General features: G+C 65.1%; 20 protein-coding genes and 1 pseudogene. 12 read left to right on the top strand and 9 right to left on the bottom strand.

What is annotated here, in order from left to right; genetic code table 11:
• Positions 1 to 11: 11 nt before the first annotated feature.
• Both ACIOVF_RS24770 and ACIOVF_RS24765 read right to left on the bottom strand, forming a co-directional pair.
• A complete protein-coding gene (locus ACIOVF_RS24770; protein ID WP_045201347.1) occupies positions 12 to 1,781 on the bottom strand; it encodes an acyl-CoA dehydrogenase C-terminal domain-containing protein in 1,770 nt (589 codons plus the stop codon).
• A gap of 24 nt (positions 1,782 to 1,805) precedes the next feature.
• Positions 1,806 to 3,428 carry an acyl-CoA synthetase gene (locus ACIOVF_RS24765; protein WP_045201348.1) on the bottom strand — a complete coding sequence of 541 codons (1,623 nt, stop codon included), beginning with the start codon at positions 3,426 to 3,428 and terminating at the stop codon, positions 1,806 to 1,808.
• 193 nt (positions 3,429 to 3,621) lie between these two features.
• On the opposite strand from ACIOVF_RS24765, the gene ACIOVF_RS24760 reads away from it, so the two are divergent.
• Together ACIOVF_RS24760 and ACIOVF_RS24755 are read left to right on the top strand one after the other, a co-directional pair.
• Positions 3,622 to 5,421, top strand: coding sequence for a PAS domain S-box protein (locus ACIOVF_RS24760; RefSeq protein WP_401293210.1), 1,800 nt, complete (start codon positions 3,622 to 3,624; stop codon positions 5,419 to 5,421).
• Between the two features lies 1 nt (position 5,422).
• Entirely contained in the window at positions 5,423 to 6,037 is a 615-nt protein-coding gene (locus ACIOVF_RS24755; RefSeq protein WP_401293207.1) for a response regulator transcription factor, read from the top strand.
• Positions 6,038 to 6,091: 54 nt separating this feature from the next.
• On the opposite strand, the gene ACIOVF_RS24750 is transcribed toward ACIOVF_RS24755, so the two are convergent.
• Entirely contained in the window at positions 6,092 to 6,412 is a 321-nt protein-coding gene (locus ACIOVF_RS24750; RefSeq protein WP_045201351.1) for a YqjD family protein, read from the bottom strand.
• 131 nt (positions 6,413 to 6,543) lie between these two features.
• On the opposite strand from ACIOVF_RS24750, the gene ACIOVF_RS24745 reads away from it, so the two are divergent.
• Positions 6,544 to 6,798, top strand: a complete 255-nt coding sequence (locus ACIOVF_RS24745) for a hypothetical protein (RefSeq protein WP_045201352.1) — start codon at positions 6,544 to 6,546, stop codon at positions 6,796 to 6,798.
• Positions 6,799 to 6,819: 21 nt separating this feature from the next.
• On the opposite strand, the gene ACIOVF_RS24740 is transcribed toward ACIOVF_RS24745, so the two are convergent.
• A complete protein-coding gene (locus tag ACIOVF_RS24740) occupies positions 6,820 to 7,296 on the bottom strand; it encodes an LEA type 2 family protein (protein WP_401293203.1) in 477 nt (158 codons plus the stop codon).
• A gap of 133 nt (positions 7,297 to 7,429) precedes the next feature.
• Here ACIOVF_RS24740 and ACIOVF_RS24735 point away from each other — a divergent pair.
• From ACIOVF_RS24735 to ACIOVF_RS24725, 3 genes and pseudogenes are all read left to right on the top strand, one after another.
• Positions 7,430 to 7,936, top strand: a pseudogene (locus ACIOVF_RS24735) (RNA polymerase sigma factor); the annotation flags it as partial.
• A 4-nt stretch (positions 7,937 to 7,940) separates the two neighbouring features.
• The gene (locus tag ACIOVF_RS24730) at positions 7,941 to 8,819 is read left to right on the top strand and encodes a FecR family protein (RefSeq protein ID WP_401293200.1); all 879 of its coding nucleotides are present in this window, start codon (positions 7,941 to 7,943) and stop codon (positions 8,817 to 8,819) included.
• A 199-nt stretch (positions 8,820 to 9,018) separates the two neighbouring features.
• Complete coding sequence (locus ACIOVF_RS24725; RefSeq protein ID WP_401293197.1) at positions 9,019 to 11,454, top strand: TonB-dependent siderophore receptor; 2,436 nt, start codon at positions 9,019 to 9,021, stop codon at positions 11,452 to 11,454.
• Position 11,455: 1 nt separating this feature from the next.
• Here the strand turns inward: ACIOVF_RS24725 and ACIOVF_RS24720 are convergent, their stop codons facing one another.
• Entirely contained in the window at positions 11,456 to 12,346 is an 891-nt protein-coding gene (locus ACIOVF_RS24720) for a LysR family transcriptional regulator (RefSeq protein ID WP_045201356.1), read from the bottom strand.
• 100 nt (positions 12,347 to 12,446) lie between these two features.
• Between ACIOVF_RS24720 and ACIOVF_RS24715 the strand changes: the two genes are divergently transcribed.
• The 6 genes from ACIOVF_RS24715 to ACIOVF_RS24690 all read left to right on the top strand — a co-directional run bounded on the left by ACIOVF_RS24715 (position 12,447) and on the right by ACIOVF_RS24690 (position 18,008).
• Positions 12,447 to 13,526, top strand: coding sequence for a polyamine ABC transporter substrate-binding protein (locus ACIOVF_RS24715; RefSeq protein ID WP_401293194.1), 1,080 nt, complete (start codon positions 12,447 to 12,449; stop codon positions 13,524 to 13,526).
• Between the two features lie 21 nt (positions 13,527 to 13,547).
• A complete protein-coding gene (gene speB / locus ACIOVF_RS24710) occupies positions 13,548 to 14,507 on the top strand; it encodes an agmatinase (protein WP_045201358.1) in 960 nt (319 codons plus the stop codon).
• A gap of 152 nt (positions 14,508 to 14,659) precedes the next feature.
• The gene (locus ACIOVF_RS24705) at positions 14,660 to 14,947 is read left to right on the top strand and encodes a hypothetical protein (RefSeq protein WP_371128683.1); all 288 of its coding nucleotides are present in this window, start codon (positions 14,660 to 14,662) and stop codon (positions 14,945 to 14,947) included.
• Positions 14,948 to 14,977: 30 nt separating this feature from the next.
• Positions 14,978 to 16,126, top strand: coding sequence for a PQQ-dependent sugar dehydrogenase (locus tag ACIOVF_RS24700; protein ID WP_045201359.1), 1,149 nt, complete (start codon positions 14,978 to 14,980; stop codon positions 16,124 to 16,126).
• 168 nt (positions 16,127 to 16,294) lie between these two features.
• Positions 16,295 to 17,413, top strand: a complete 1,119-nt coding sequence (gene zapE / locus ACIOVF_RS24695; protein ID WP_401293189.1) for a cell division protein ZapE — start codon at positions 16,295 to 16,297, stop codon at positions 17,411 to 17,413.
• A 10-nt stretch (positions 17,414 to 17,423) separates the two neighbouring features.
• Entirely contained in the window at positions 17,424 to 18,008 is a 585-nt protein-coding gene (locus ACIOVF_RS24690; RefSeq protein ID WP_045201361.1) for a DinB family protein, read from the top strand.
• Here the strand turns inward: ACIOVF_RS24690 and ACIOVF_RS24685 are convergent.
• The 4 genes from ACIOVF_RS24685 to ACIOVF_RS24670 are packed head-to-tail and all read right to left on the bottom strand — an operon-like array spanning position 18,005 to position 21,461.
• The gene (locus ACIOVF_RS24685) at positions 18,005 to 18,439 is read right to left on the bottom strand and encodes a YqaA family protein (RefSeq protein ID WP_045201362.1); all 435 of its coding nucleotides are present in this window, start codon (positions 18,437 to 18,439) and stop codon (positions 18,005 to 18,007) included. The two genes, ACIOVF_RS24690 and ACIOVF_RS24685, sit on opposite strands and share 4 nt — an antisense overlap.
• A 10-nt stretch (positions 18,440 to 18,449) precedes the next feature.
• A complete protein-coding gene (locus ACIOVF_RS24680) occupies positions 18,450 to 18,878 on the bottom strand; it encodes a DUF411 domain-containing protein (RefSeq protein ID WP_045201363.1) in 429 nt (142 codons plus the stop codon).
• 14 nt (positions 18,879 to 18,892) lie between these two features.
• Positions 18,893 to 19,759, bottom strand: a complete 867-nt coding sequence (locus tag ACIOVF_RS24675) for a copper resistance protein B (RefSeq protein WP_045201364.1) — start codon at positions 19,757 to 19,759, stop codon at positions 18,893 to 18,895.
• The gene (locus tag ACIOVF_RS24670; protein ID WP_213601908.1) at positions 19,752 to 21,461 is read right to left on the bottom strand and encodes a copper resistance system multicopper oxidase; all 1,710 of its coding nucleotides are present in this window, start codon (positions 21,459 to 21,461) and stop codon (positions 19,752 to 19,754) included. Before ACIOVF_RS24670 ends, ACIOVF_RS24675 begins: the two co-directional genes overlap by 8 nt.
• Positions 21,462 to 21,582 lie beyond the last annotated feature (121 nt).

Raw genomic sequence — 21,582 nt, 5'->3', positions numbered from 1 at the left:
GCAGGTTGTTTTCAGAACTGCGCGGCATCCAGCTCGAACAATGAAGCACTGCCGGCGCGAATGCTCGCGTGCAGCGACAGGGTGCGTGGCAGCAGGCGTTCGAAAAAGAACCCGGCGCTGGCCAACTTGGCACCGTAGAACGCCGGGTCCTGAACCAGCGAATCGCGGGCGACCGCTGCCATGCGTGACCACATGTAGGCGTAGGCAACGTAGCCGAACAGCTGCAGGTACTCCACAGAGGCCGCGCCGATGGCATTCGGGTCATGGCGCGCTTGCTCGCACAGCCACTGGCTGAGGTCTTCGAGCTCGCCCAGGGCCTTGAGCAGCGGCTGGCGGAACGGCGGCTCAGTTTCGCTGAACTGGCGAATCTGCGCGGCAAAGGCCGCCAGCGCCTGGCCGCCATCGGCCACCACCTTGCGCCCGAGCAGGTCCAGGGCCTGGATACCGTTGGTGCCTTCGTAGATCTGCGCGATGCGCACATCCCGCACCAGCTGCTCCTGGCCCCATTCGCGAATGTAGCCGTGGCCGCCGAACACCTGCTGGCCGAGCACGCAGCTTTCCAGGCCGTTGTCGGTGAAAAAGGCCTTGGCCACCGGCGTCAGCAAGGCCACCTGGCGTTGCGCCGCGTTGCGTTCATCGGCGTCTTCGGCGTACTTGGCGATATCCAGTTGCTGGCCGACATAGGTGGCGAAGGCGCGCCCGCCTTCGGTGAGGGCGCGCATGGTCAGCAACATGCGCCGCACATCCGGGTGGACGATGATCGGGTCGGCAATCTGCTGCTTGTTCTGGGCGCCGCTGGCCGCGCGGCTTTGCAGGCGCTCACAGGCATAGCGGGCGGCGTTCTGGTACGAGGCCTCGGCGCAGCCAATGCCCTGGATGCCAATCGACAGGCGCTCGTAATTCATCATCGTGAACATCGCCGCCAGGCCGCGATTGGGTTCACCGATCAGGTAGCCGCTGGCGCCGTCGAAGTTCATCACGCAGGTGGCCGAGGCCTTGATGCCCATTTTGTGCTCGAGCGAACCGCAGCTCACCGCGTTGCTGGCGCCCAGGCTGCCGTCGGCATTGACCAGGCGCTTGGGCACCAGGAACAGCGAGATGCCCTTGGGCCCGGCCGGCGCATCCGGCAGCTTGGCCAGCACCAGGTGGATGATGTTCTCGGTCAGGTCCTGGTCGCCGCCGGTGATGAAAATTTTGGTGCCGCTGACCTTGTAGCTGCCATCGGCCTGGGGCTCGGCCTTGCTGCGAATGATCCCCAGGTCAGTGCCGGCATGGGGCTCGGTCAGGCACATGGTGCCGGCCCATTGGCCGCTGTACAGCGCCGGCAGGTAACTGGCCTTGAGTGCTTCACTGGCGTGGGCGTCGATCGCCAGGCAGCAGCCGGCGCTCAGGGCCGAGTACAGGCTGAAGCTGCAGTTGGCGGCATAGAGCATTTCTTCGAACTGCACCGCGAGCATCTTCGGCATGCCCAGGCCGCCAAACTCAGGATTACCGGCCAGGCCCACCCAGCCACCGTCGCGGTAGGTTTGCCAGGCCTGGCGAAAGCCGTCCGGGGTGCGCACGCCACCGGCCTCGAAGGCCACGCCCTGTTCATCGCCGCTGCGGTTGAGCGGGGCAATCAGCTGGCTGGTGATTTTTGCCGCCTCTTCGAGGATGGCATCGGCGGTGTCGGCATCGACCCGCTCGGCCAGGGTCGGCAGGCGCGCCCACAGCGCCGGGCCATGGAACACTTCATGAAGGACAAAGCGCATGTCGCGCAGGGGAGCATTGAATTCAGGCATGGCAGTTCTCGCTGTCAAAGGGGGTCAGAGCGCCTTGGCCCAGTCGCGCAACAGGTACTTCTGGATCTTGCCGGTGGAGGTCTTCGGCAACTCGCTGAATACCACGGTCTTCGGTAGCTTGAAGCCGGCCAGGTGCTCGCGGCAAAAGGCGATGATCTCGGCTTCGCGGGTGGCCTCGCAGCCGGCCTTGAGGGTGATGTAGGCGCAAGGGGTTTCACCCCACTTTTCATCCGGGCGGGCGACCACGGCGGCTTCGAGGACTGCCGGGTGTTTGTACAGGGTGTCTTCGACTTCAATGGTAGAGATGTTCTCGCCACCGGAAATGATGATGTCCTTGAGCCGGTCCTTGATCTCGACGTAACCGTCGGCATGCCAAACGGCCAGGTCGCCGGTGTGGAACCAGCCACCCCGGAAGGCCTCGCTGGTGGCTTCGGGGTTTTTCAGGTAGCCCTTCATTACCGTGTTGCCGCGCATGAAGATCTCGCCCAGGGTGTTGCCGTCGCGTTGCACCGGCTCCAGGGTTTGCGGGTCGGCGACCATCAGGCCTTCGAGGGTCGGGTAGCGCACGCCCTGGCGTGATTTGATCCGCGCCCGTTCAGCCAGCGGTTGCTCATCCCACTCGGCGTGCCAGGCGCAGACGGTCACCGGGCCATAGACTTCGGTCAGGCCATAGACGTGGGTGACCTTGATGCCCATTTCTTCCACCGCACCAATGACCTTGGCCGGTGGCGCCGCACCGGCAACCATGGCATTGACCGGGTGATCGATCGCTGCCTTGGCCGACTCGGGCATGTTGATCAGCGCATTGAGCACGATCGGCGCGCCGCACAGGTGACTGACCTGGTGCTCGCGGATCAGGGTAAGAATCTTCTGCGGGTCGACCCGGCGCAGGAACACATGAGTGCCGGCCAGGGCGGTGACGGTCCAGGGGTAGCACCAGCCGTTGCAGTGGAACATCGGCAACGTCCACAGGTACACCGGATGGTTGCCCATGGCCCAGGTCATCTGGTTGCCCAGGGCATTGAGGTAAGCGCCGCGGTGGTGGTAGACCACGCCCTTGGGATTGCCGGTGGTACCGGAGGTGTAGTTCAGCGAGATCGCCTGCCATTCGTCCTCGGGCCAGTGCCAGGCGAACTCGGGGTCGCCTTCAGCCAGAAACGCCTCGTAGTCGAGGTCGCTGACCGCCTGGCCTTCGCCGTATTCCGGGTCATCGACATCGATCACCAGCGGCGGGTATTTCATCAGCGCCAGGGCCGCTTCGATGACCTTGTGAAATTCGCGGTCAGTGATCAGCACCTTGGCTTCGCCGTGCTCGAGCATGAAGGCAATCGCTTCGGCATCCAGGCGCACGTTGAGGGCGTTGAGCACGGCGCCGATCATCGGCACGCCAAAGTGCGCTTCAAGCATGGCCGGAATGTTCGGCAGCATCACCGCCACCGTATCGCCCTGGCCGATACCGCGCCCGGCCAGGGCGCTGGCCAGGCGGCGCGAGCGTTCATAGGTCTGCTGCCAGTTACGGCGGATCGCGCCATGAATCACTGCCGGGTACTGGCCATAGACGGCGGCGGTACGCTCGATGAAACTCAAGGGGCTCAAGGCAACATGATTGACAGGGGCGGGCGCCAGGCCCTGGGAGAAAATCGACATGAGGTCGTCCTGTGCAGGAGGCAGCCGCCCATTGGCGAACTGAAACCCCCGATGGCTGATTGTTAGCTCTGTTCAGGTGTCGTGAAGGGCAGGCCCTTCCGCTGTCGCAAGTTTTACGCGAATGGCTATGGTAGCTGGAAGATAGACTATAGCAATATGGTATAAATACTATAAAAGCCCAGAGGCACCGTTTTTGGATACTTCGTTTTCCCTGCTGCTGGTCAAGGACCCGCAACCGAGCCTGTTGCTGGATGCCGAGGCTCGTCTGCTGACCAGCAATCCAGCCTTGCAGGCCTTGATGGGCCCCGAGCGTGACGTCGAGCAGTGGCTACCGAGCAACTACCGGGCCCTGGTGCGCGCCTGCCTGGAGCAGGGGCGGGCGATCAGCGAGGTCGAGGCGCAGATGGCCGGGCAGATTCTACTCTGGACCTTCATCCCCGATGACGCCGGCCAGCAAGTGCTGGCGCGCTGCCGCGACGCCACCCCGGAGCGCCAGGGCGAGCGCGACGCCAGCCAGGCCCGGCGCCTGTACCGGTTGATCACCGAGAACACCACCGACCTGATTTCCCGGCACACGCCCGATGGCCGCTTTATCGATGCTTCGCCTGCCGCCTTCCGCCTGTTGGGCTACTGGCCAGAGGAGCTGCGCGGGGTGCCGGTGCAGTCGCTGTTTCACCCGCAGGATCGCCGGCAAGCGCTGTTGCAGGCGTCCCAGGCGCTGGAGCAGGACGGCTACCAGACCATGACCTGGCGGGTGCGCCACCGTGATGGCCGTTACCTGTGGTTCGAGATCGCCAGCCGCGCCATCCGCGAAACCTACACTGGCGCGGTGGTAGAAATTGTCAGCGTCTCGCGCGACATCAGCGTGCGCATCGAGGCCCAGGAAAACCGCCGGCGCCTGGCCGAGGTGGTCGAAGCCAACACTGACCTGGTGCTGTTCAGCGACCGCGACGGCCGCCTCAGCTACCTCAACCGTTCGGCGCGCCGGGCCCTGGGGCTGCAGGAGGTCCAGCCGCTGCCCGGCTTGCAGGCCTTGCTCGACCCAGCGCTGCAGCAACGCCTGCACAGCGAAGGCTGGCAGCGCGCCGAGCAGCAGGGCGTGTGGCAGGCCGAGGCGCGGCTGGTGCCGCATCAGGGCGGCGCGGCGTTCCCGGTATCGCTGGTGCTGCTGGCCCATCGCGCTGCCGGTGGCGAGCGCTACTACTCGCTGGTGGCCCGCGACATGACCGAGCGGGAACTGCGCGAAAACCAGCAGCGCCGCCATCAGGACGAACTGGCCCACAGCGCCCGGTTGATCACCCTCGGTGAACTGGCCTCGGGGATCGCCCATGAAATCAACCAGCCGCTGGCGGCGGTGGTCAATTACGCCAGCGCCAGCCTGCGCTACCTGCAAGCTGTTGAGCGCGACCCACAGGCGGCGCAACGGGTCGCCCAGGGCTTGCAGCGCATCAACGAACAGGCGACCCATGCCGCCGAGGTGATCAAGCGCTTGCGCGCCTTCCTGCGCAAGGAACCGCGGCGCTTGCAGGCCCTGGCGATTGCCGATGTCGTGGCCGAAGCGGTGCGCCTGTGCGACTGGGAAGCCAGCCGCGACCAGGTGAGCATCGAGCAGCGCGTGGTCGCCGGGCTGCCCGCGGTGTACGCCGACCGGGTGCTGCTCGAGCAGGTGCTGCTCAACCTGTTGCGCAACGCCATCGATGCCAATCGCGAACAGCACAACGGCCGGGCCTCGGGTATCCTGCTCAGCGCCAAGCTTGAGGCCGGTTGGCTGGCGATCCGCGTCAGCGACCAGGGCCCGGGGGTGGCGGCCGAGCGCCTGGACGGTATCTTCACGCCGTTCAACACCAGCAAGGCGGACGGCCTGGGGCTGGGCTTGAGCATGAGCCGCAGTATCATCGAAGGTTTTGGTGGCACCTTGCAGGCCCAGCCTGGTGAGGCGGGCGGATTGATCTTGTGCTGCCGGCTGGCGCCGGTGGCCAACAGTGGGGAGTGATATGCAGGAACCGCGGGTGTATGTGGTCGACGATGACCAGGGCATGCTCGATTCGACCCTGTGGTTGCTCGAGTCGGTGGGCTTGCAGGCGCTGCCGTTCACCAGTGGCCAGGCCTTTCTTGACGCTTGCGACAGCCATCGGCCGGCGTGCGTGCTACTGGATGTGCGCATGCCGGGCATGGGCGGTTTGAGCGTGCAGGAAGCGCTGCGCGCCCGCGGCATCGATTTGCCGGTAATCTTCGTCAGCGGCCATGCCGATGTGCCGATCGTGGTGCGCGCCTTCAAGGCCGGGGCCTGCGATTTCATCGAGAAACCCTACAACGACCAGCTACTGCTCGACAGCGTTCAGGCCGCCCTTGGCCAGGCGCGTCATGCCGGGCCGCTGGAAGCGGTGCAGGCACGTGTCGATAGCCTGACGCCCCGTGAGCGCGATGTGTTCCTGCCGTTGGTGCAGGGCTATACCAATCGGGAAATTGCCGAGCAGTTGCAGGTCAGCGTGAAGACCGTCGACCTCTATCGCTCGCGGGTCATGAAGCGCATGCAGGCCGAGCATTTGCCGGCGCTGGTGGGCATGGCGATTGCCTGTGGGCTGGTGCAGCCGTTGAGTTTGCGTTGAGTTCATCGCAGGTCCTGCCTGCTCTTGCAGGAGCGAGCAGGACCTGCGATGCGTTTATGGCCTGCGCCCCAGCAGCAAACCGACCACCAGGCCAAAGCCTGCCGAAATCGCTACCGTCTGCCACGGATGGCCGCCGATGTAGTCCTGGGTGGCCTCGACCACCGGCTGCGCCTTGCTGCGCACGCCAGTGACCGCGTCGCGGGCCTGTTTCAGTTTCAGTCCGACCTGGGCGCGCAGGGTTTCGGCTTCTTCGCCAACCAGCGCGGCGCTTTCGCTGAGCAGTTTTTCCGACTCCTCGATCAACGCCTGCAGCTCACTGAACGCCTGGTCCTTGATTTGCTCGGCATCGCTTTGCACGGTGGTTTTCCTGGCCATGGGTGCTTCCTCGTCAGTTGATGGGCATTGAACAGTGGATGCCGGCGGGCGCTGAAAGTTGCAGCGGTTTGCCGGGCATCGGCGGCTACAGTGTAAGATAGCGCCTATTTTCTAGCGGCAGGACACCCCTCATGAGTTTCAATCTGGCCAACAAGAGCTTCGCCGAACGGGCGCAGATCGAGGACGAGAAAGCACGCCTGTTCGAGCTCTGGCAGACCAACCTGGGCAAGGCCAAGGCCGATGCGGCGCGAATCATCGCCGAAAAGCCGCGGCGCAAGGGCAAGTGGGCCGAATGGGTGCGGGCAGAGCTGGACGGCATGTCACCGCCCGAGTACGCCAACATGGTCCGCAGTGAAGTCAACAAGCTGATGGCCGCGGCCAAGTAAGCCCCCGGGCCCATCACGCCATCACCAGGTGGCTTTGGCTGGCTGTGGCAGGTTGAGCCGGCCGCTGTCACTGAAGCGCCGGGTCCCGAAGGCGCCACCGGCCAGTTTGCCGCGCACCGTGTACGGCAGGCCATCGAGGCTGCGCACCTGGCTCAGGCCCACGGCCTGGCGCAGCACCGAGAACGCGGTGATGCTCACCGGCACTACCAGTACCTGCTCGCTGAAACGCCCGATGCTGCCACTGCGATCGCTGACACCGGCCGCCAGCGGCTGGCCATTGACCTCAAGGTTGAGGGCGATGCCGTTGTAGTCGATTGCGGTTTCGTTGGGGTTCTGCACACGGATCTTCACCGCCATGCGCAGTTCCAGATCCTGGCCGGGCAGGGGCTCGATGCCGATCACGCTGATGTTCAACGGGTCGCGGGGCTGCAACAGGGCGCAGGCGTTCAAACCGCCGATCAACAGCAGGGCCAGGCACAGGCGTAAGTATCGGGTCACGGCATAGCTCCAGCGCAGGAAAACAGCCCCGAGTGTGGCAAATGCACAGCGGCGTTGAAAGTCCTGTACGTTATGAAAGATACTTGTTCTCATTAACGTCCGCTAATTCTTCCCACTGGCCATCGAATCCTTCATGTTGACGTCTCCCGTGTCCGGGCTGCTTGCAAGCTTCCAGGAACATTACGATGACCTGCTGCAGTTCCTGACCCGGCGCATGAGCGACCGCCAGCGGGCCGCCGACGTCGCCCAGGAAACCTACCTGAAACTGGTGAAGATCGAGCAGCAGGACCTGCCGGTGCTGCATGCACGCAGCTTCATCTTTCGCGTGGCCGGCAACCTGGCCATCGATACCTTGCGCCGCGAACAACGCATGAGCAGCAGCCTCGACGACAGCGAAGCGGCGCGTCAGGTGCCATGCCCGGCGCCGGCACCGGAAGCGGCGTTGCTCGCCAGTGAGCGCCTGGAGCTGCTCGATGAAGCCTTGCTGCAACTGTCGGCCAACGCCCGTCAGGCCTTGCTGCTCAACCGCGTCGAAGGCCTGACCCAGGCGCAGATTGCACAACGGCTGGGCGTTTCCGAGAGCATGGTGGCAAAATACATCGGCCAGGCCCTGCGCCATTGTCGCGACTGGCTCAAACACAACCATGACTGACGCCTACGCCATGCCTGCGCCGCAACCGATCAGCGATTTGTCCGATGATGCCCTCGACTGGCAGGTGCTGCTGCATTCGGGCAACGCCAGCGCCGCTGACCGCCAACGCTACCAGCGCTGGTGCGCGCTGAGCCCGGCGCATGCCGAGGCTGCGGGTGAAGCCGAGGCACTGTGGGCTGACCTGGGGCAGACCCGGGCGGCGGCAGAAGTAGCCGCGCCGGCGCCACGTTGGCGGCGCTGGGGCTCGGCCGTGGCCGCCTCGCTGGTGTTGGCACTGGTCGGCTACGGCGGCGTGCAGCAGGCGCCGGCCCTGCTTGCCGACTACCACACCGGGGTGGGCCAGCAGCAGCGCATCACCCTTGCCGATGGCTCGCAGGTCACCCTCAACAGTGGCAGTGCGCTGTCGGTGGAGTTCAACAGCGGTGAGCGCCGGGTGCTGCTCAAGGCCGGCGAGGCCTTGTTCGAGCCTGCTGCCGACCCGCGGCCGTTCGTGGTCGATGCCGGCGCCGAGCCGGTGCAGGGCAGCGCTGCGGTGTTCAGCGTGCGCCGTGATGGCGGGCGCAATCGCGTGGTGGTAGCCCAGGGCCAGGCGCAGGTAGGCGGGCAGGTGCTGGAAACCTCGCCCGACGCCCGCGCGCAAACCGCCTGGCAGCGCGGCAAGCTGATCTTCAACGGCAAGCCGCTGCGCGAAGTGCTGGCCGAGCTTGAGCGCTATCAGCACGGGCGCATCGTGCTGTCGGATCAGCAACTGGCGGCGCTGCAGGTCAGCGGGGTGTTTGACCTGAACGACCCTGAAGGCTTGTTGCGCACCCTTGAACAGCGCTATGCGCTGAAAGTTACCTACCTGCCCTGGCTGGCGGTGGTGAACTGACGGGCCTCATCGCTGGCAAGCCAGCTCCCACAGGTATTGCATGCACCGTACCTGTGGGAGCTGGCTTGCCAGCGATAGGGTCGTAACTGCGCAAAAAATATTTTCGAATTGCCACTGCAAGTTCTTCTTCGCCCAATCGTCGTAGTGAGACTGATCAGCAATCCATTCTCATTTACAACCATTTGCCTGGAAGAAAACAGTGAAGGGTCCGCTCAAGCCAATCGCCCGTTCCACCGGTTATTTCAAACACGTCCTGCTGGCCTCGACCGCCGTCGCCGCGTTGCTCGGCACTCTGCAGGTGCACGCCGCCGACCCGGTAAAAGGCGCCAGCACCCAGCAGGAGCGTGAAGTATCCCTGGACTTGCCTGCGCAGAACCTCGACCAGGCACTGACCGCCTTCGCCGACCAGGCCGGCCTGCACCTGCTGTTCACCAGCCAGGATGTGGCGGGCCGGCAAAGCCCGGCGCTCCAGGGCCGTTACAGCATTGCCCAGGCCTTGCAGAGCCTGCTGGCCGGCAGCGGCATGAGCTGGCAGTTCAGCGCGCAGAATACGGTGATCCTGCGCAAGAGCGCGGCGGCGCAAAGCGTCAGCCTCAAGCCCATCGAAGTCAGCGTCGCCTCGCGTACCAGCACTTCGATCAGCGAAATCCCCGGTACTGTCTGGGTGGTCGACCAGCAGCAACTGCGTGAGCAGATCGACAGCGGCGTCAGCCTCAAGGAAGCTATCGGCAAGCTGGTCCCGGGTCTGGACCTGGCACCGGAAGGGCGTACCAACTACGGGCAGAACATGCGCGGGCGCAACGTCCTGGTGATGATCGACGGCGTCAGCCAGAACAGCTCGCGGGGTTTGTCGCGCCAGTTTGACAGCATCTCGCCGTTCAACGTCGAGCGCGTCGAAGTGCTCTCCGGCGCCAGTGCCATCTACGGCGGCGGCGCCACCGGCGGCATCATCAATATCGTCACCAAGAAGGGCGAAGCAGGCCCGGCGCGCTTTGAGACCCAGCTGGGTGCCAGCAGCGGCTTCAACAACAGCGACGACCTGTCGACCCGCATCGCCCAGTCGATCAGCGGCGGCAACGAGCGCATCAATGCGCGCCTGGGTGTGTCTGCCGAGCAGAACGAAGCCTTCTACGACGGCGCTGGCGAGCAGATCTTCATCGACAACACCCAGACCGACCTGCAGTACAACCGCACCATCGACGTGCTTGGCAGCCTGGGCCTGAAGTTCAACGACGAGCAGAGCCTCGACCTGCTGGCCCAGTACTACGACTCGGGCAACCACGGCAGCACCGGTATCTACTTTCCCAACCTGAACTACAACGGCCCGTCGGATCTGGAAGACGCCGAACTGCGCGGCGGCTACTCCACCGATCTTGAGCCGCGCACCAAGCGCCTGCTGCTCAACGCCAACTACCACCACAGCGATGTGCTCGGCCAGGACTTCTACCTGCAGGCCTCGTACCGCAAGGAAGACGACAACTTCTACCCGTTCCCGTACTACAACACCGGCAAACCGGCGGGCTCCAAAGGCGTGTACTTTGCCGCCTCGCAGCAGAACTTCGAAGTCAGCAGCCTCAAGGCGCTGTTCGCCAAGCAGTGGGACAGCCTCAAGCTGACCTACGGCGTGGACCTGGACCGCGAGCGTTTCAACGCCGACCAGACCACCTTCAATGCCCTGACGTCGTCCGAAAGCGGTGGCCTGGACCTGGATGAAGCCAGCAAGGCAGCACGCTACCCCAGCTACCGGGTCGACGGCATCTCGGCCTACGCCCAGCTGGACTGGAAGGCCACCGATAACCTGACCTTTTCCGGTGGCGCCCGGCGCCAGCAGATGGACGTCGATGTCGGCGACTTCAAGAACGTGCCCGGCGGCAACAACGACTACCAGGTCAACCTGTTCAACTTCGGCGCCATCTACGACTTCAAGAACGGTCATCAGGTCTGGAGCAACTACGGCGAAGGCTTCGACCTGCCGGACCCGGCCAAGTACTACGGCAAGCCGGGCCTGAGCGTCGAGGACAACCCGCTGGCCGGGATCAAGAGCCGCCAGGTGGAGCTGGGCTGGCGCTATGCCGACCTCGACTGGGACGCCCAGGCGGCGGTGTACTACATCTGGTCGGACAAGATCATCACCACCGACATGGCCACTTTGACCATCAATGTCGAAGAGCAGAAAAGCCGCGACTTCGGCTTTGAAGGCGCGCTGACCCGTCACTTCGAAAGCGGCTGGGAGGCCGGCAGCACCCTGCACCTGGTGCGCTCGCAAGAGCAAGACAAAGACGGCGACTGGATCAAGCGCGATGCTCGCTATGCGTCGCTGTCCAAGTCCACCGCCTTCGTCGGCTGGAAGGGCGATGGCCGCAGCGCCCGTTTGCAGGCCAACCACGCCTTCACCCTCAAGGACGATGCCGATCACACGATCAGCGGCTACACCACCTTCGACCTGCTGGGCAGCCAGGACACCGGTTTCGGTACCTTCAGCGCTGGTATCCAGAACCTGCTCGACAAGCAGTACAGCACCGTCTGGGGCCAGCGCGCGACGCTGTTCTATTCGCCGACCTATGGCCCGGCCTACCTCTATGACTACCAGGGCCGTGGCCGCACCTACACCCTGACCTGGTCGCTGGCCTACTGAGTCAGGCGAAGGCGGCCAGCAGGTCGGCTGCGAAGGCCTGCTCGGCATCACTGGCCACCTGGGCGCGGTGGCGCACCAGCACGAACGGCACGGCGAAATCCAGCGCCGGGTCCAGAGCCTGCAACAGGCCGCGCGCGACCCAGGGCTCGGCGTAGTGGCAGGGCAGATAACCGATGTGCCGGCCGGAGAGGATGAAGGCCAGCGCGCCTTCGACCTGCTCGGAACGGGCCGCGCCGCTGGTGCCGTCAAAGGGTTCCTGGCGGCTCTGGAAGCGGTAGGGGTGTTCGACCTGGTCGGCCTGTTGCAAGGCCGCCAGACTGACCTCGGTTTGCCCGGCCAGCGGATGATGGCTGGCGCAGTACAGGCGCTGGTTTTCTTCGAACAACGGCGTGTAATCGAACGCTGCCTGCTTGCCGGAAAAGTAACCAATGGCCAGGTCCAGACGCTGCTGCAACAGCTGGCGCTCAAGGTCGGCTGGCATGGCGCTGACCAACTCCAGGCGCACCGCCTCGTCACGCTGGCGAAAACGCTCGATGGCCCGCGCCAGGCGCAAGGTCACGGTACTTTCCTGGGCCTCGGAAATGCCGATGCGCACCTCGCCGAGCAAGCGTCCGGCGACGCCGTTGGCCTGATGCCGAAACGCCTCGATCTGCACCAGCAGTTCGCGGGTGGCCTTGAGCAGCACTTCACCCTTTGCGGTCAGGCCAAAGCCGCCCTTGCCGCGGCGGCACAGGCGATAGCCCAGGCGGGTTTCCAGGCGCGCCATCTGCTGGCTGATGCTCGGCTGGCTCAAACCCAGCACGCCCTGGGCGGCGCTGAAGCCGCCGGCCTCGACTACAGTGACGAACAGCCGCAGCAGGTGCAGGTCGAGGTCGTGCAGTTGTCCCAGCATCAAACATTGCTCCATATGAATGTCAGGTTAACTGACTTGCCATTTTAGTAATGTAACCCGGCAGGCATGCTGGCGGCATCCACTGACAAAGGTGCCCGACATGCGTACATCCCTGTGGTTGTTGTCCCTGGCCCTGGCCTTGCCGGTACAGGCCGAGGAAAAAGTCCTCAACCTGTACAGCTGGGCCGACTACGTCGCGCCCGAGACCTTGCAGCGCTTCGAGCAAGAAACCGGCTACAAGGTGCGCTACGACACCTTCGACACCACCGAAGTGCTGGAAACCAAGTTGCTCACCGGTGGCAGTGGTTATGACGTGGTGGTGCCGTCCGCCAGCCTGTTGGCCCGCGCCCTGACCGCAGGTGCCTTGCAGCCGCTGCACGCCCAGGCCATGCCCGGCTACGCCAACCTCGATCCGGACCTGCTGGCCAAGCTGGCCGAGGTCGACCCTGGCAACCAGTACGCCGTGCCCTACACTTGGGGCACCCTCGGCCTGGGCATGAACCTTGAGGCGGTGCGCCAACGCCTGGGTGATGTGCCGCTGGACAGCCTCGACCTGTTGTTCAAGCCCGAGTACGCCAGCAAGCTCAAGGATTGCGGGATTGCCATGTCCGACTCGCCTCAGGAGGTGATCGGCGTCGCCCTGCATTACCTTGGCAAGGATCCCTACAGCCGTGACAAGGACGACCTGGCGGCCGCCCAGGCGCTGCTCAAGCAACTGCAGCCGTCAATCAGCTACGTCGCCAACGGCCGGCAGATCAACGACCTGGCCAACGGCAGCGTGTGCCTGGCGCTGACCTACAACGGTGATGCAGCCATGGCCGCCGACCAGGCGCACAAGGCCGGCAAGCCGTACCAGGTGATCTACCGCATCCCCCGCGAAGGCACGCTGATCTGGCAGGACAACCTGGTCGTGCCCAAGGACGCGCCGCACCCAGAAGCGGCCCGCGCCTTCATCGCCTTCATGTTGCGCCCCGATTCGGTGGCGCCACTGACCAACACGCTGTTCTTCGCCAATGCCAACCAGGCCGCCACGCCTCTGGTGGATGAAGCGGTGCGCGGCGACCCGGACATCTACCCCTCGGCCGAAATACGCGCGCGGCTGTTTGCCGACCGCAGCATGAGCCTCGCCGACATGCGCCAGCGCACCCGCCTGTGGACCACCTTCCGTAGCCGCCAATAACAACAAACCAGGAGCCCGACCATGGACCTCGCCCCCGACAACGACCAGGCCATTACCCGCGACAGCCTCTACGGCACCATCGCCGAAAACACCTTTGCCGGTATCACCAGCTTCTCGCGCCGGCGCTACAGCCGCGATTTGCGCGGCGTCGATGTGGTGGTCAGCGGCGTGCCGTTCGACACCGCCACCAGTAACCGCCCGGGTGCGCGCTTCGGCCCGCGGGCGATTCGTGCCGCCTCGGTGCAGCAGGCCTGGGCCCGGCACTGGCCGTGGGAGTTCGACCCCTTCGAGCACCTGGCGGTAATCGACTACGGCGACTGCAACTTCGACTACGGCAGCCCGCACACCGTGCCCGAGAGCATCCAGGCCCATGCCGAGCAGATTCTCGAAGCCGGCTGCGCCATGCTCACCCTGGGCGGCGACCACTTCATCAGCTACCCGCTGCTCAAGGCCCATGCACGCAAACACGGTCCGCTGGCGCTGATTCATTTTGATGCCCACAGCGACACCTGGCCGGACGAGGAGGGCCAGCGTGTCGATCACGGCACCATGTTCTGGCACGCCGCCCGCGAAGGCCTGGTAGACCCGGCGCGCTCGGTGCAGATCGGCCTGCGCACCACCAATGACGATACCCAGGGCTTTGCCGTGCTCGATGCCCGCCAGGTGCATCAACGTGGTACCCAGGCAATCATCGAAGCGATTCGCCAGCGGGTTGGCGAGCAACCGGTGTACCTGACTTTCGACATCGACTGCCTGGACCCGGCCTACGCGCCCGGCACCGGCACCCCGGTGTGTGGCGGCCTGACCACGGTGCAGGCGCTGGAAATCCTCGGTGGGCTGCGCGGCATCAACCTGGTGGGCATGGACCTGGTGGAAGTCGCTCCGGCCTATGACCATGCCGATATCACCGCCCTGGCCGGGGCCACCCTGGCCATGGAAATGCTTTGCCTGTACGCCGCGAAGCATAAGGTCGATGGCTGATCCGGTAACAAAATGAATCACCTGCGGGGCAAATCGAGGTTTCCCGGCGAACCTGTCGCGCCTTAGGCTATCCAACGCTTGGGCGCGCTGGTTTTCGGCGCCGTGTGTTGCCGGAGGTGAATACCGTGAACCGATCGCTGACGGGCCTGGCCATGGCCCTGCTCCTGAGCTCGCCGCTGCAGGCGGCGCCTGTTGCCGCGCCGTTGCAGCTGGCGGCCAGCAACAACAACCCCTACAACAGCCCGATCATGCGCGCCAACCCCAACAGCCGCCAGGGCAGCGTGCCGGCCACGCCGCCGGTGCGCGGCCCGTCGACCCAGCCCAACCCGCGCCCGCCGACCCTCGAGAACCGTGGTATCGGCAATGGCGAAAACATCCGCCGCGAACAGACCACCCCGCGCCTGGAACCCAGCCGGCCGCCGCGCGCGCCCGCACCCTGAATAACAGGCCCTCCCTGGAAGGAATCGCTGATGTCCCCACGCACCTGGCTACCCACCCTGATGACCGCGGCGCTGCTGCCGCTGCTGGCCCATGCCGCGCCCGAGCGCGACTTCAAGAGCGAGGAGGGCAGCGTCAAGGTCAGCACCCTCGCCGAAGGCCTGCGCAATCCCTGGGCCCTGGCGTTCTTGCCGGACGGCCAGGGCATCCTGGTGACCGAGCGCGCCGGCAACCTGCGCATTGTCAGCCCCGAAGGCAAGGTCGGGCCGCCGCTGGGCGGCGTCCCCGAAGTCTGGGCCAAGGGCCAGGGCGGTTTGCTCGACGTGGTGTTGTCACCGACCTTCAAGCAGGACCGGATGGTCTACCTGTCGTATGCCGAAGGTGGTGGGGAGGGCGGCACGGCCGGTACCGCGGTGGGCCGCGGGCGCTTGTCGGCCGACAGCGCCAAGCTTGAAGACTTCAATGTGATCTTCCGCCAGCAGCCCAAGCTCTCCAGCGGCAACCATTTTGGCTCGCGCCTGGTGTTCGACCGCGACGGCTACCTGTTCATCGCCCTGGGCGAGAACAACCAGCGCCCGACCGCCCAGGACCTCGACAAGTTGCAGGGCAAGGTGGTGCGCATCCTCCCGGATGGCACGGTGCCCAAGGACAACCCGTTCGTCGGCCAGGCCAACGTGCGCCCGGAAATCTGGTCGTTTGGCCACCGCAACCAACAGGGCGCGGCGCTCAACCCCTGGACCGGCGAGTTGTGGACCAACGAGCATGGGCCCCGTGGTGGCGATGAGATCAATATCCCCAAACCCGGCAAGAACTATGGCTGGCCGATCGCTACCCACGGCATCAACTATTCGCTGATGCCGATCCCGGAGGCCAAGGGCGAGCACGTCGAGGGCATGCTCGACCCGCACCATGTCTGGGAGAAGTCCCCGGCCATCAGCGGCATGGCGTTCTACGACAACCCGCGCTTCAAACCCTGGGATCACAGCCTGTTCATCGGCGCCCTGGCGGCGCAGGAACTGATTCGCCTGGAGCTCAAGGGCGACAAGGTGGTGCATGAAGAGCGCCTGCTCGGCGAGCTCAAGGCGCGGATTCGCGACGTGCGGGTAGGGCCGGACGGGTATCTGTACCTGCTTACCGATGAGACGGATGGGGCGCTGCTCAAAGTCGGGCTGGATCTGTAGAGTTGCACCGAGCCCTGTGGGAGCTGGCTTGCCTGCGATCGAGCGCGCAGCGGTCGTAATCCAGGCTGTACTGGCCCCATCGCTGGCAAGCCAGCTCCCACAGGATGCGGGCTTGCCCCATACTGCGCTGCAGCCGCAGAATGCCCCCTTTTGCGACGGACGCCGCGCATGTCCTGCTTCACCGAACAGTCCCCGCTGACCCGCTACCAGCAGGCCATTGCCAGCCAGGGGTTTGTCAGCGATCCGGCCCAGTTGCAGGCCGCCACCGCCCTGCAAACCTGCTTCGAGGCCCTGCAACGCGGCGAAACCCCGCAGGGCGTGTACCTCTGGGGGCCGGTTGGGCGCGGCAAGACCTGGCTCATGGACCAGTTCCACGCCTGCCTGCAGGTTCCGGCCCGGCGCCAGCATTTTCATCACTTCATGCGCTGGGTGCATCAGCGCCTGTTCCAGCTCAATGGTACCGCCGAGCCCTTGCAGGCCCTGGCCTTGTCCCTGGCTGAAGAAATCCGCGTGCTGTGTTTCGACGAGTTGTTCGTCAACGACATCGGCGATGCGATCATTCTCGGCGGGTTGTTCCAGGTGCTGTTCGAGGCCGGGGTGGTGATCGTGGCCACCTCCAACCAGCCGCCCGGGCAGCTCTACAGCGACGGTTTCAACCGCGAGCGCTTCCTGCCGGCGATTGCCGCCATCGAGCAGCATATGCAGGTGGTGGCGGTGGCGGGTGAGCAAGACCATCGCCTGCATCCGGGCGCGCTGATACAGCGTTACTGGATTACCGAGAAAGGCCAGCCCGCAGCCCTGGCGCAGGTCTTCGAGCAACTGCGCGGTGAGCAAGCGGCGACTGAACAACCCTTGCTGATCGGCTCACGCCAGCTCAGCGTGGTGCAACGCTGTGAGACGGTGCTCTGGTGCCGCTACGCCGACCTGTGTGAGCAACCCTTCGCCGCCATGGATTTCATGGCCCTGTGCGACAGCTTCCAGGCCATTCTGCTCGGCGAGGTACCGGCGCTCGGCGCCCGCCAGCGCCCGGCGAAGATTGCCCGCGGCACCGAGGACGGCGCCCGGCGGGTGGTCGCCGGGGACCGTGAGTTGCCGCAACTGTCGGTACATGACGACAGCGTGCGGCGCTTCATCGCCCTGGTCGATGAATGCTACGACCGGCGGATCGCCCTGTACCTGGAAGCCGAGGTCGCCCTGGAAGCGCTCTACACTGAAGGGTATCTGGAGTTCCCGTTCCGGCGTACGCTCAGCCGCTTGCGGGAGATGCAACTGCAACGCTTCTGCTGAGGAATCGATCATGGCCGAGCCTCTTTCGCGCCACCTGCTGACCATGGCCTACCAGAACGGCTGGGCCAACCACCGGGTCTACAAGGCCTGCAGGCAACTGAGCCAGGATGAGTTCGTCGCCCCGCGGGCGAGCTTCTTCCCGTCGATCAAGGCCACCCTCAACCATATTCTTACGGTCGATTGGTTCTATTTGCAGGCCCTGGAGTGCGAGCAGCGCGGCGAAGCGCCCGACCCGGACAGCGAGCGCTTCTTCGAGCCCGAGGAGCCATACTCAACCTGCCTGGAACTGCACGCCGAACAGTTGCAGGCCGATCACCGCCTGATCGCTTACTGCAGCCAGTTACGTGACGACCAGTTGCAGCGCTATGTGAACATCGTGCGCCCCGACTGGGTGCAGCGCGAACAACGCCTGCGCCTGCTCTCGCACCTGTTCGAGCACCAGATCCACCACCGTGGCCAGGTGCACGCGATGCTCAGCGACACCGCGGTGCGCCCACCGCAACTGGATGAATTCTTTTGTGAGGATGAAGCGCACCTGCGCGCCCAGGACTTTGCCGAACTGGGCTGGACCGAAGCGCAGATCTGGGGGCGTTAGTGCTGCATCCAGCCCAGCGTCAGCAGCGCCAGCACCAGGTAGCGGCCGGCTTTGGCGAGGGTGACCAGCACTAAAAAGCGCCAGAACGGCTCGCGCATGATCCCGGCAATCAGCGTCAACGGGTCGCCGATCACCGGCATCCAGCTCAGCAGCAGCGACCACTGGCCATAGCGCTGGTAGCGTTGCTGGGCCTTTGCCAGTTGCTCGGACTTGAACGGGAACCAGCGCTTGTCGCGCAGGTGCTCGATGCCGCGGCCCAGCAGCCAGTTGACGATCGAACCGAGCACGTTGCCGGCGGTGGCGATCAGCAACAGGCTGACCAGCGCCTCAGGTTCGCGCAGCAGCAGGCCGACCAGCACCGCTTCCGATTGCAGCGGCAGCAAGGTGGCTGCGCCGAAGGCGCTGAGAAACAGCGCCCAATAGCTGAGCATCAAGGCCGGATCAGTAGTTGGCGACCACTTCGTCCTTGCCCTCAAGGGTCAGACCGATGACCTGGTAGGCGTCCTTGTGGTCGCCCATTTCCATGCCCGGCGAGCCCATGGGCATGCCCGGTACGGCCAGGCCCTTGAGGTCGGGACGCTTGCTCAGCAGCTTGATCTGCTCGGCCGGCACATGGCCTTCGACGAACTTGCCGTCGATCACCCCGGTATGGCACGAGGCCAGGCGCGGCTCGACGCCCAGGCGCTGCTTGAGCGCGCTCATGTTCGGCTCGACATGGTCGTTGACCGTGTAGCCGTTGTCGTGCAGGTGCTTGATCCAGTCCTTGCAGCAACCGCAGTTGGGGTCACGGTAGACATCGATGGTCGGCCCGGCCTGGGCCAGGGTGCTCAGGGCCAGCAGGCCGAAGGCGACGATTTTCTTGCTCAGCATGTACTTCTCCACTTCTAGAAACGCAGGCGAACTCCAGCGACCAGGCGGGTCTGGCCGATGTCGCCGTGCTCATCACGGATTTGCTCGGCGTTGTTGCCGTAGGCCCGGTTGACGCTGATGCCCAGGTACGGGGCAACGCCACGGGTGATTTCGTAGCGCAGGCGCAGGCCAATCTCGCTGTCGGCAAGGCCACTGCCCTGGTCCCGGGTGGCGTCGTTGCGGCCATAGAAATTGGCCTCCAGCGACGGTTCGAGGATCCAGCGATTGCTCAGCAGGATAGCGTAACTGCTCTCCAGGCGCAGCGCGGTTTGCTGACGTTCGCCGGCATACAGGGTGGCTTGCAGCTCCAGCCCGTACAGCGGCGTGCCCTGGATGCCGAAGGCGGCCCAGGTCTGGCCAGTGGCCGGCTTGAAGTCCTGGCGCAGGCCACCGACCAGCTCCCACCAGGGGCTGATGGCATGGCCCCAGAGCGCCTGCAGTTCGGCCTTGTGGGTCACGCCCTGTTCGCGTTCGCCTTCGCTGCGCAGCCACAGGCGGTCGACATCGCCGCCGATCCAGGCGTTGGCGTCCCACTTCAGGGCGCTGCTGTTGTCGAAGTTCTGGTACTCCAGTTGCTCGACCGTCACGGCCCAGTTGGTCTGCTGGTCGTGGACCTGATGACCAGGCAGGGGCGGGAAGGCCGCCTGGCGGTCGGCGTCGGTGATCGGCCGTAACGGTGTGCGCGGCGAATCGGACGCCATGCTGTGGTTCATGCCTTGCTGGGGCATGGCACCGTGGCCCATGGCGGCGTGATCCATGGCCTCGGCACGGGTCTCTTCACTGGCCAGCAGGGCGAGCAGGGCGAGGCCGCCGAACAGCGGCCGAACAATGGGCTTATTCATCGACGCGTACCTCGCGGAACATGCCCATCTCCATGTGGTAGAGCAGGTGGCAATGATAGGCCCAGCGGCCCAGGGCGTCGGCGCTGACCCGGTAGCTACGGCGGCTGCCCGGCGGGATGTCGAGGGTGTGCTTACGCACCTGGAAGCGCCCGTGTTCGTCTTCCAGGTCACTCCACAGGCCATGCAGGTGGATCGGGTGGGCCATCATCGTGTCGTTGACCAGGGTGATGCGCAGGCGCTCGCCGTAGGTCAGGCGCAGCGGCTCGGCGTCGGAGAACTTGATGCCGTTGAACGACCAGGCGAAGCGCTCCATGTGTCCGGTCAGGTGCAGTTCGATTTCCCGGGACGGCTCGCGGCCATCGGGGTCGGCGAAGGTGCTTTTCAGGTCGGCGTAGGTCAGCACCCGGCGGCCGTTGTTGCGCAGGCCAATCCCTGGGTCGGCGAGGTTGGGCCTGGGGTTCATGGTCTGCATGTCCACCAGCGGGTTGCCGCTTTCGCTGGCTGGGTGTTGCTGCATGCCGGTCATTTTCGAATGGTCCATGCCGGCCATCTGGCTGTGGTCCATGGCGCCCATCCCGGCCATGGCGCCGTGGCCCATGTCGGCCATGGTCAGGATGGGGCGTGGGTCCGGCTCTGGCACCTCGGCGCTCAGCCCGTTGCTGCGCGCCAGGGTACCGCGGGCGTAGCCGCTGCGGTCCATGCTCTGCGCGTACAGGGTATAGGCGGGCAGGTCGCCGACCCGCACCAGCACGTCATAGGTTTCGGCCACGGCGATGCGCAGTTCATCGACCTCGACTGGCTCCACCGGCTGGCCATCGGCGGCGATCACCGTCAGCTTAAGGCCCGGAATGCGAAAGTCGAAATAGCTCATCGCCGAGCCGTTGATCAGGCGCAGGCGCACAGTGTCGCCGGGCTGGAACAGGCAGGTGAAGTTGCCATTCGGCGGCTGGCCGTTGAGCAGGTAGGTGTAGGTAGCGGCGCTGATGTCGGCAAGGTCGGTGGGGCTCATGCGCATGGCCGCCCAGGCCTTGCGTTCGGCGACGGTTTGCTGCCAGCCATCTCTGGCGACATCATCGATGAAGTCGCCAACGGTGCGCTTGTGGTAGTTGAAGGCGTCGGACTGCTTTTTCAGGGTCGCCATCAGCGCCTCGGGGGCCTGGTCGCTCCAGTCGCTGAGCAGCAGCACGTAGTCGCGCTGGTAGCGATGGGCTTCGGGCTGCCTGGGTTCGATGACGATCGCGCCGTAGACCCCGGCCTGTTCCTGCAGGCCGCAATGGCTGTGGTACCAGTAGGTGCCGCTCTGCTGCAGGGTGAAGCGGTAAAGGTATTCGCCACCGGGCTCGATGCCGGCAAAGCTCAGGCCCGGCACACCATCCATGTTGGCCGGGAGGATGATCCCGTGCCAGTGCAGCGAGGTCGGCTCGTTCAGGCGGTTGCGCACCCGCAGGGTCACGCTGTCGCCCTCCCGCCAGCGCAGGGTCGGGCCGGGCAGGCTGTTGTTGATGGTCAGCGCCGTACGCGGGCGGCCGGTAACGTTGACCGGGGTCTGACCGATGAACAGCTCGAAGTGCTCGCCGCTCAGCTCATTGGCAAACACAGGGGGCGCAGCAAATGCCGGCAAGCGCCAGAGGCCGAGGCCGGCCAGGGCGCTGCCGGCGGCGAAGCCCTTGACGAAGGTGCGGCGGGTCGGGTGTCGAAGCATGGCTGCCATTCCAGGGGCGGGGATGGCACGACCTTAGCCAGTGCTGACTGTCAGCAAACTGAGCAGCGCATTACAGATTTGTCAGCTGGCCAGGCAGGTACGCGTTCACTTGTGGCCGCAG

This window comes from Pseudomonas sp. NPDC087612 (assembly GCF_044743505.1).
Classification (GTDB): Bacteria; Pseudomonadota; Gammaproteobacteria; order Pseudomonadales; family Pseudomonadaceae; genus Aquipseudomonas.
Note: the sequence above shows the minus strand (reverse complement) of the source record. Positions and strands in the feature narration are given on the sequence as shown.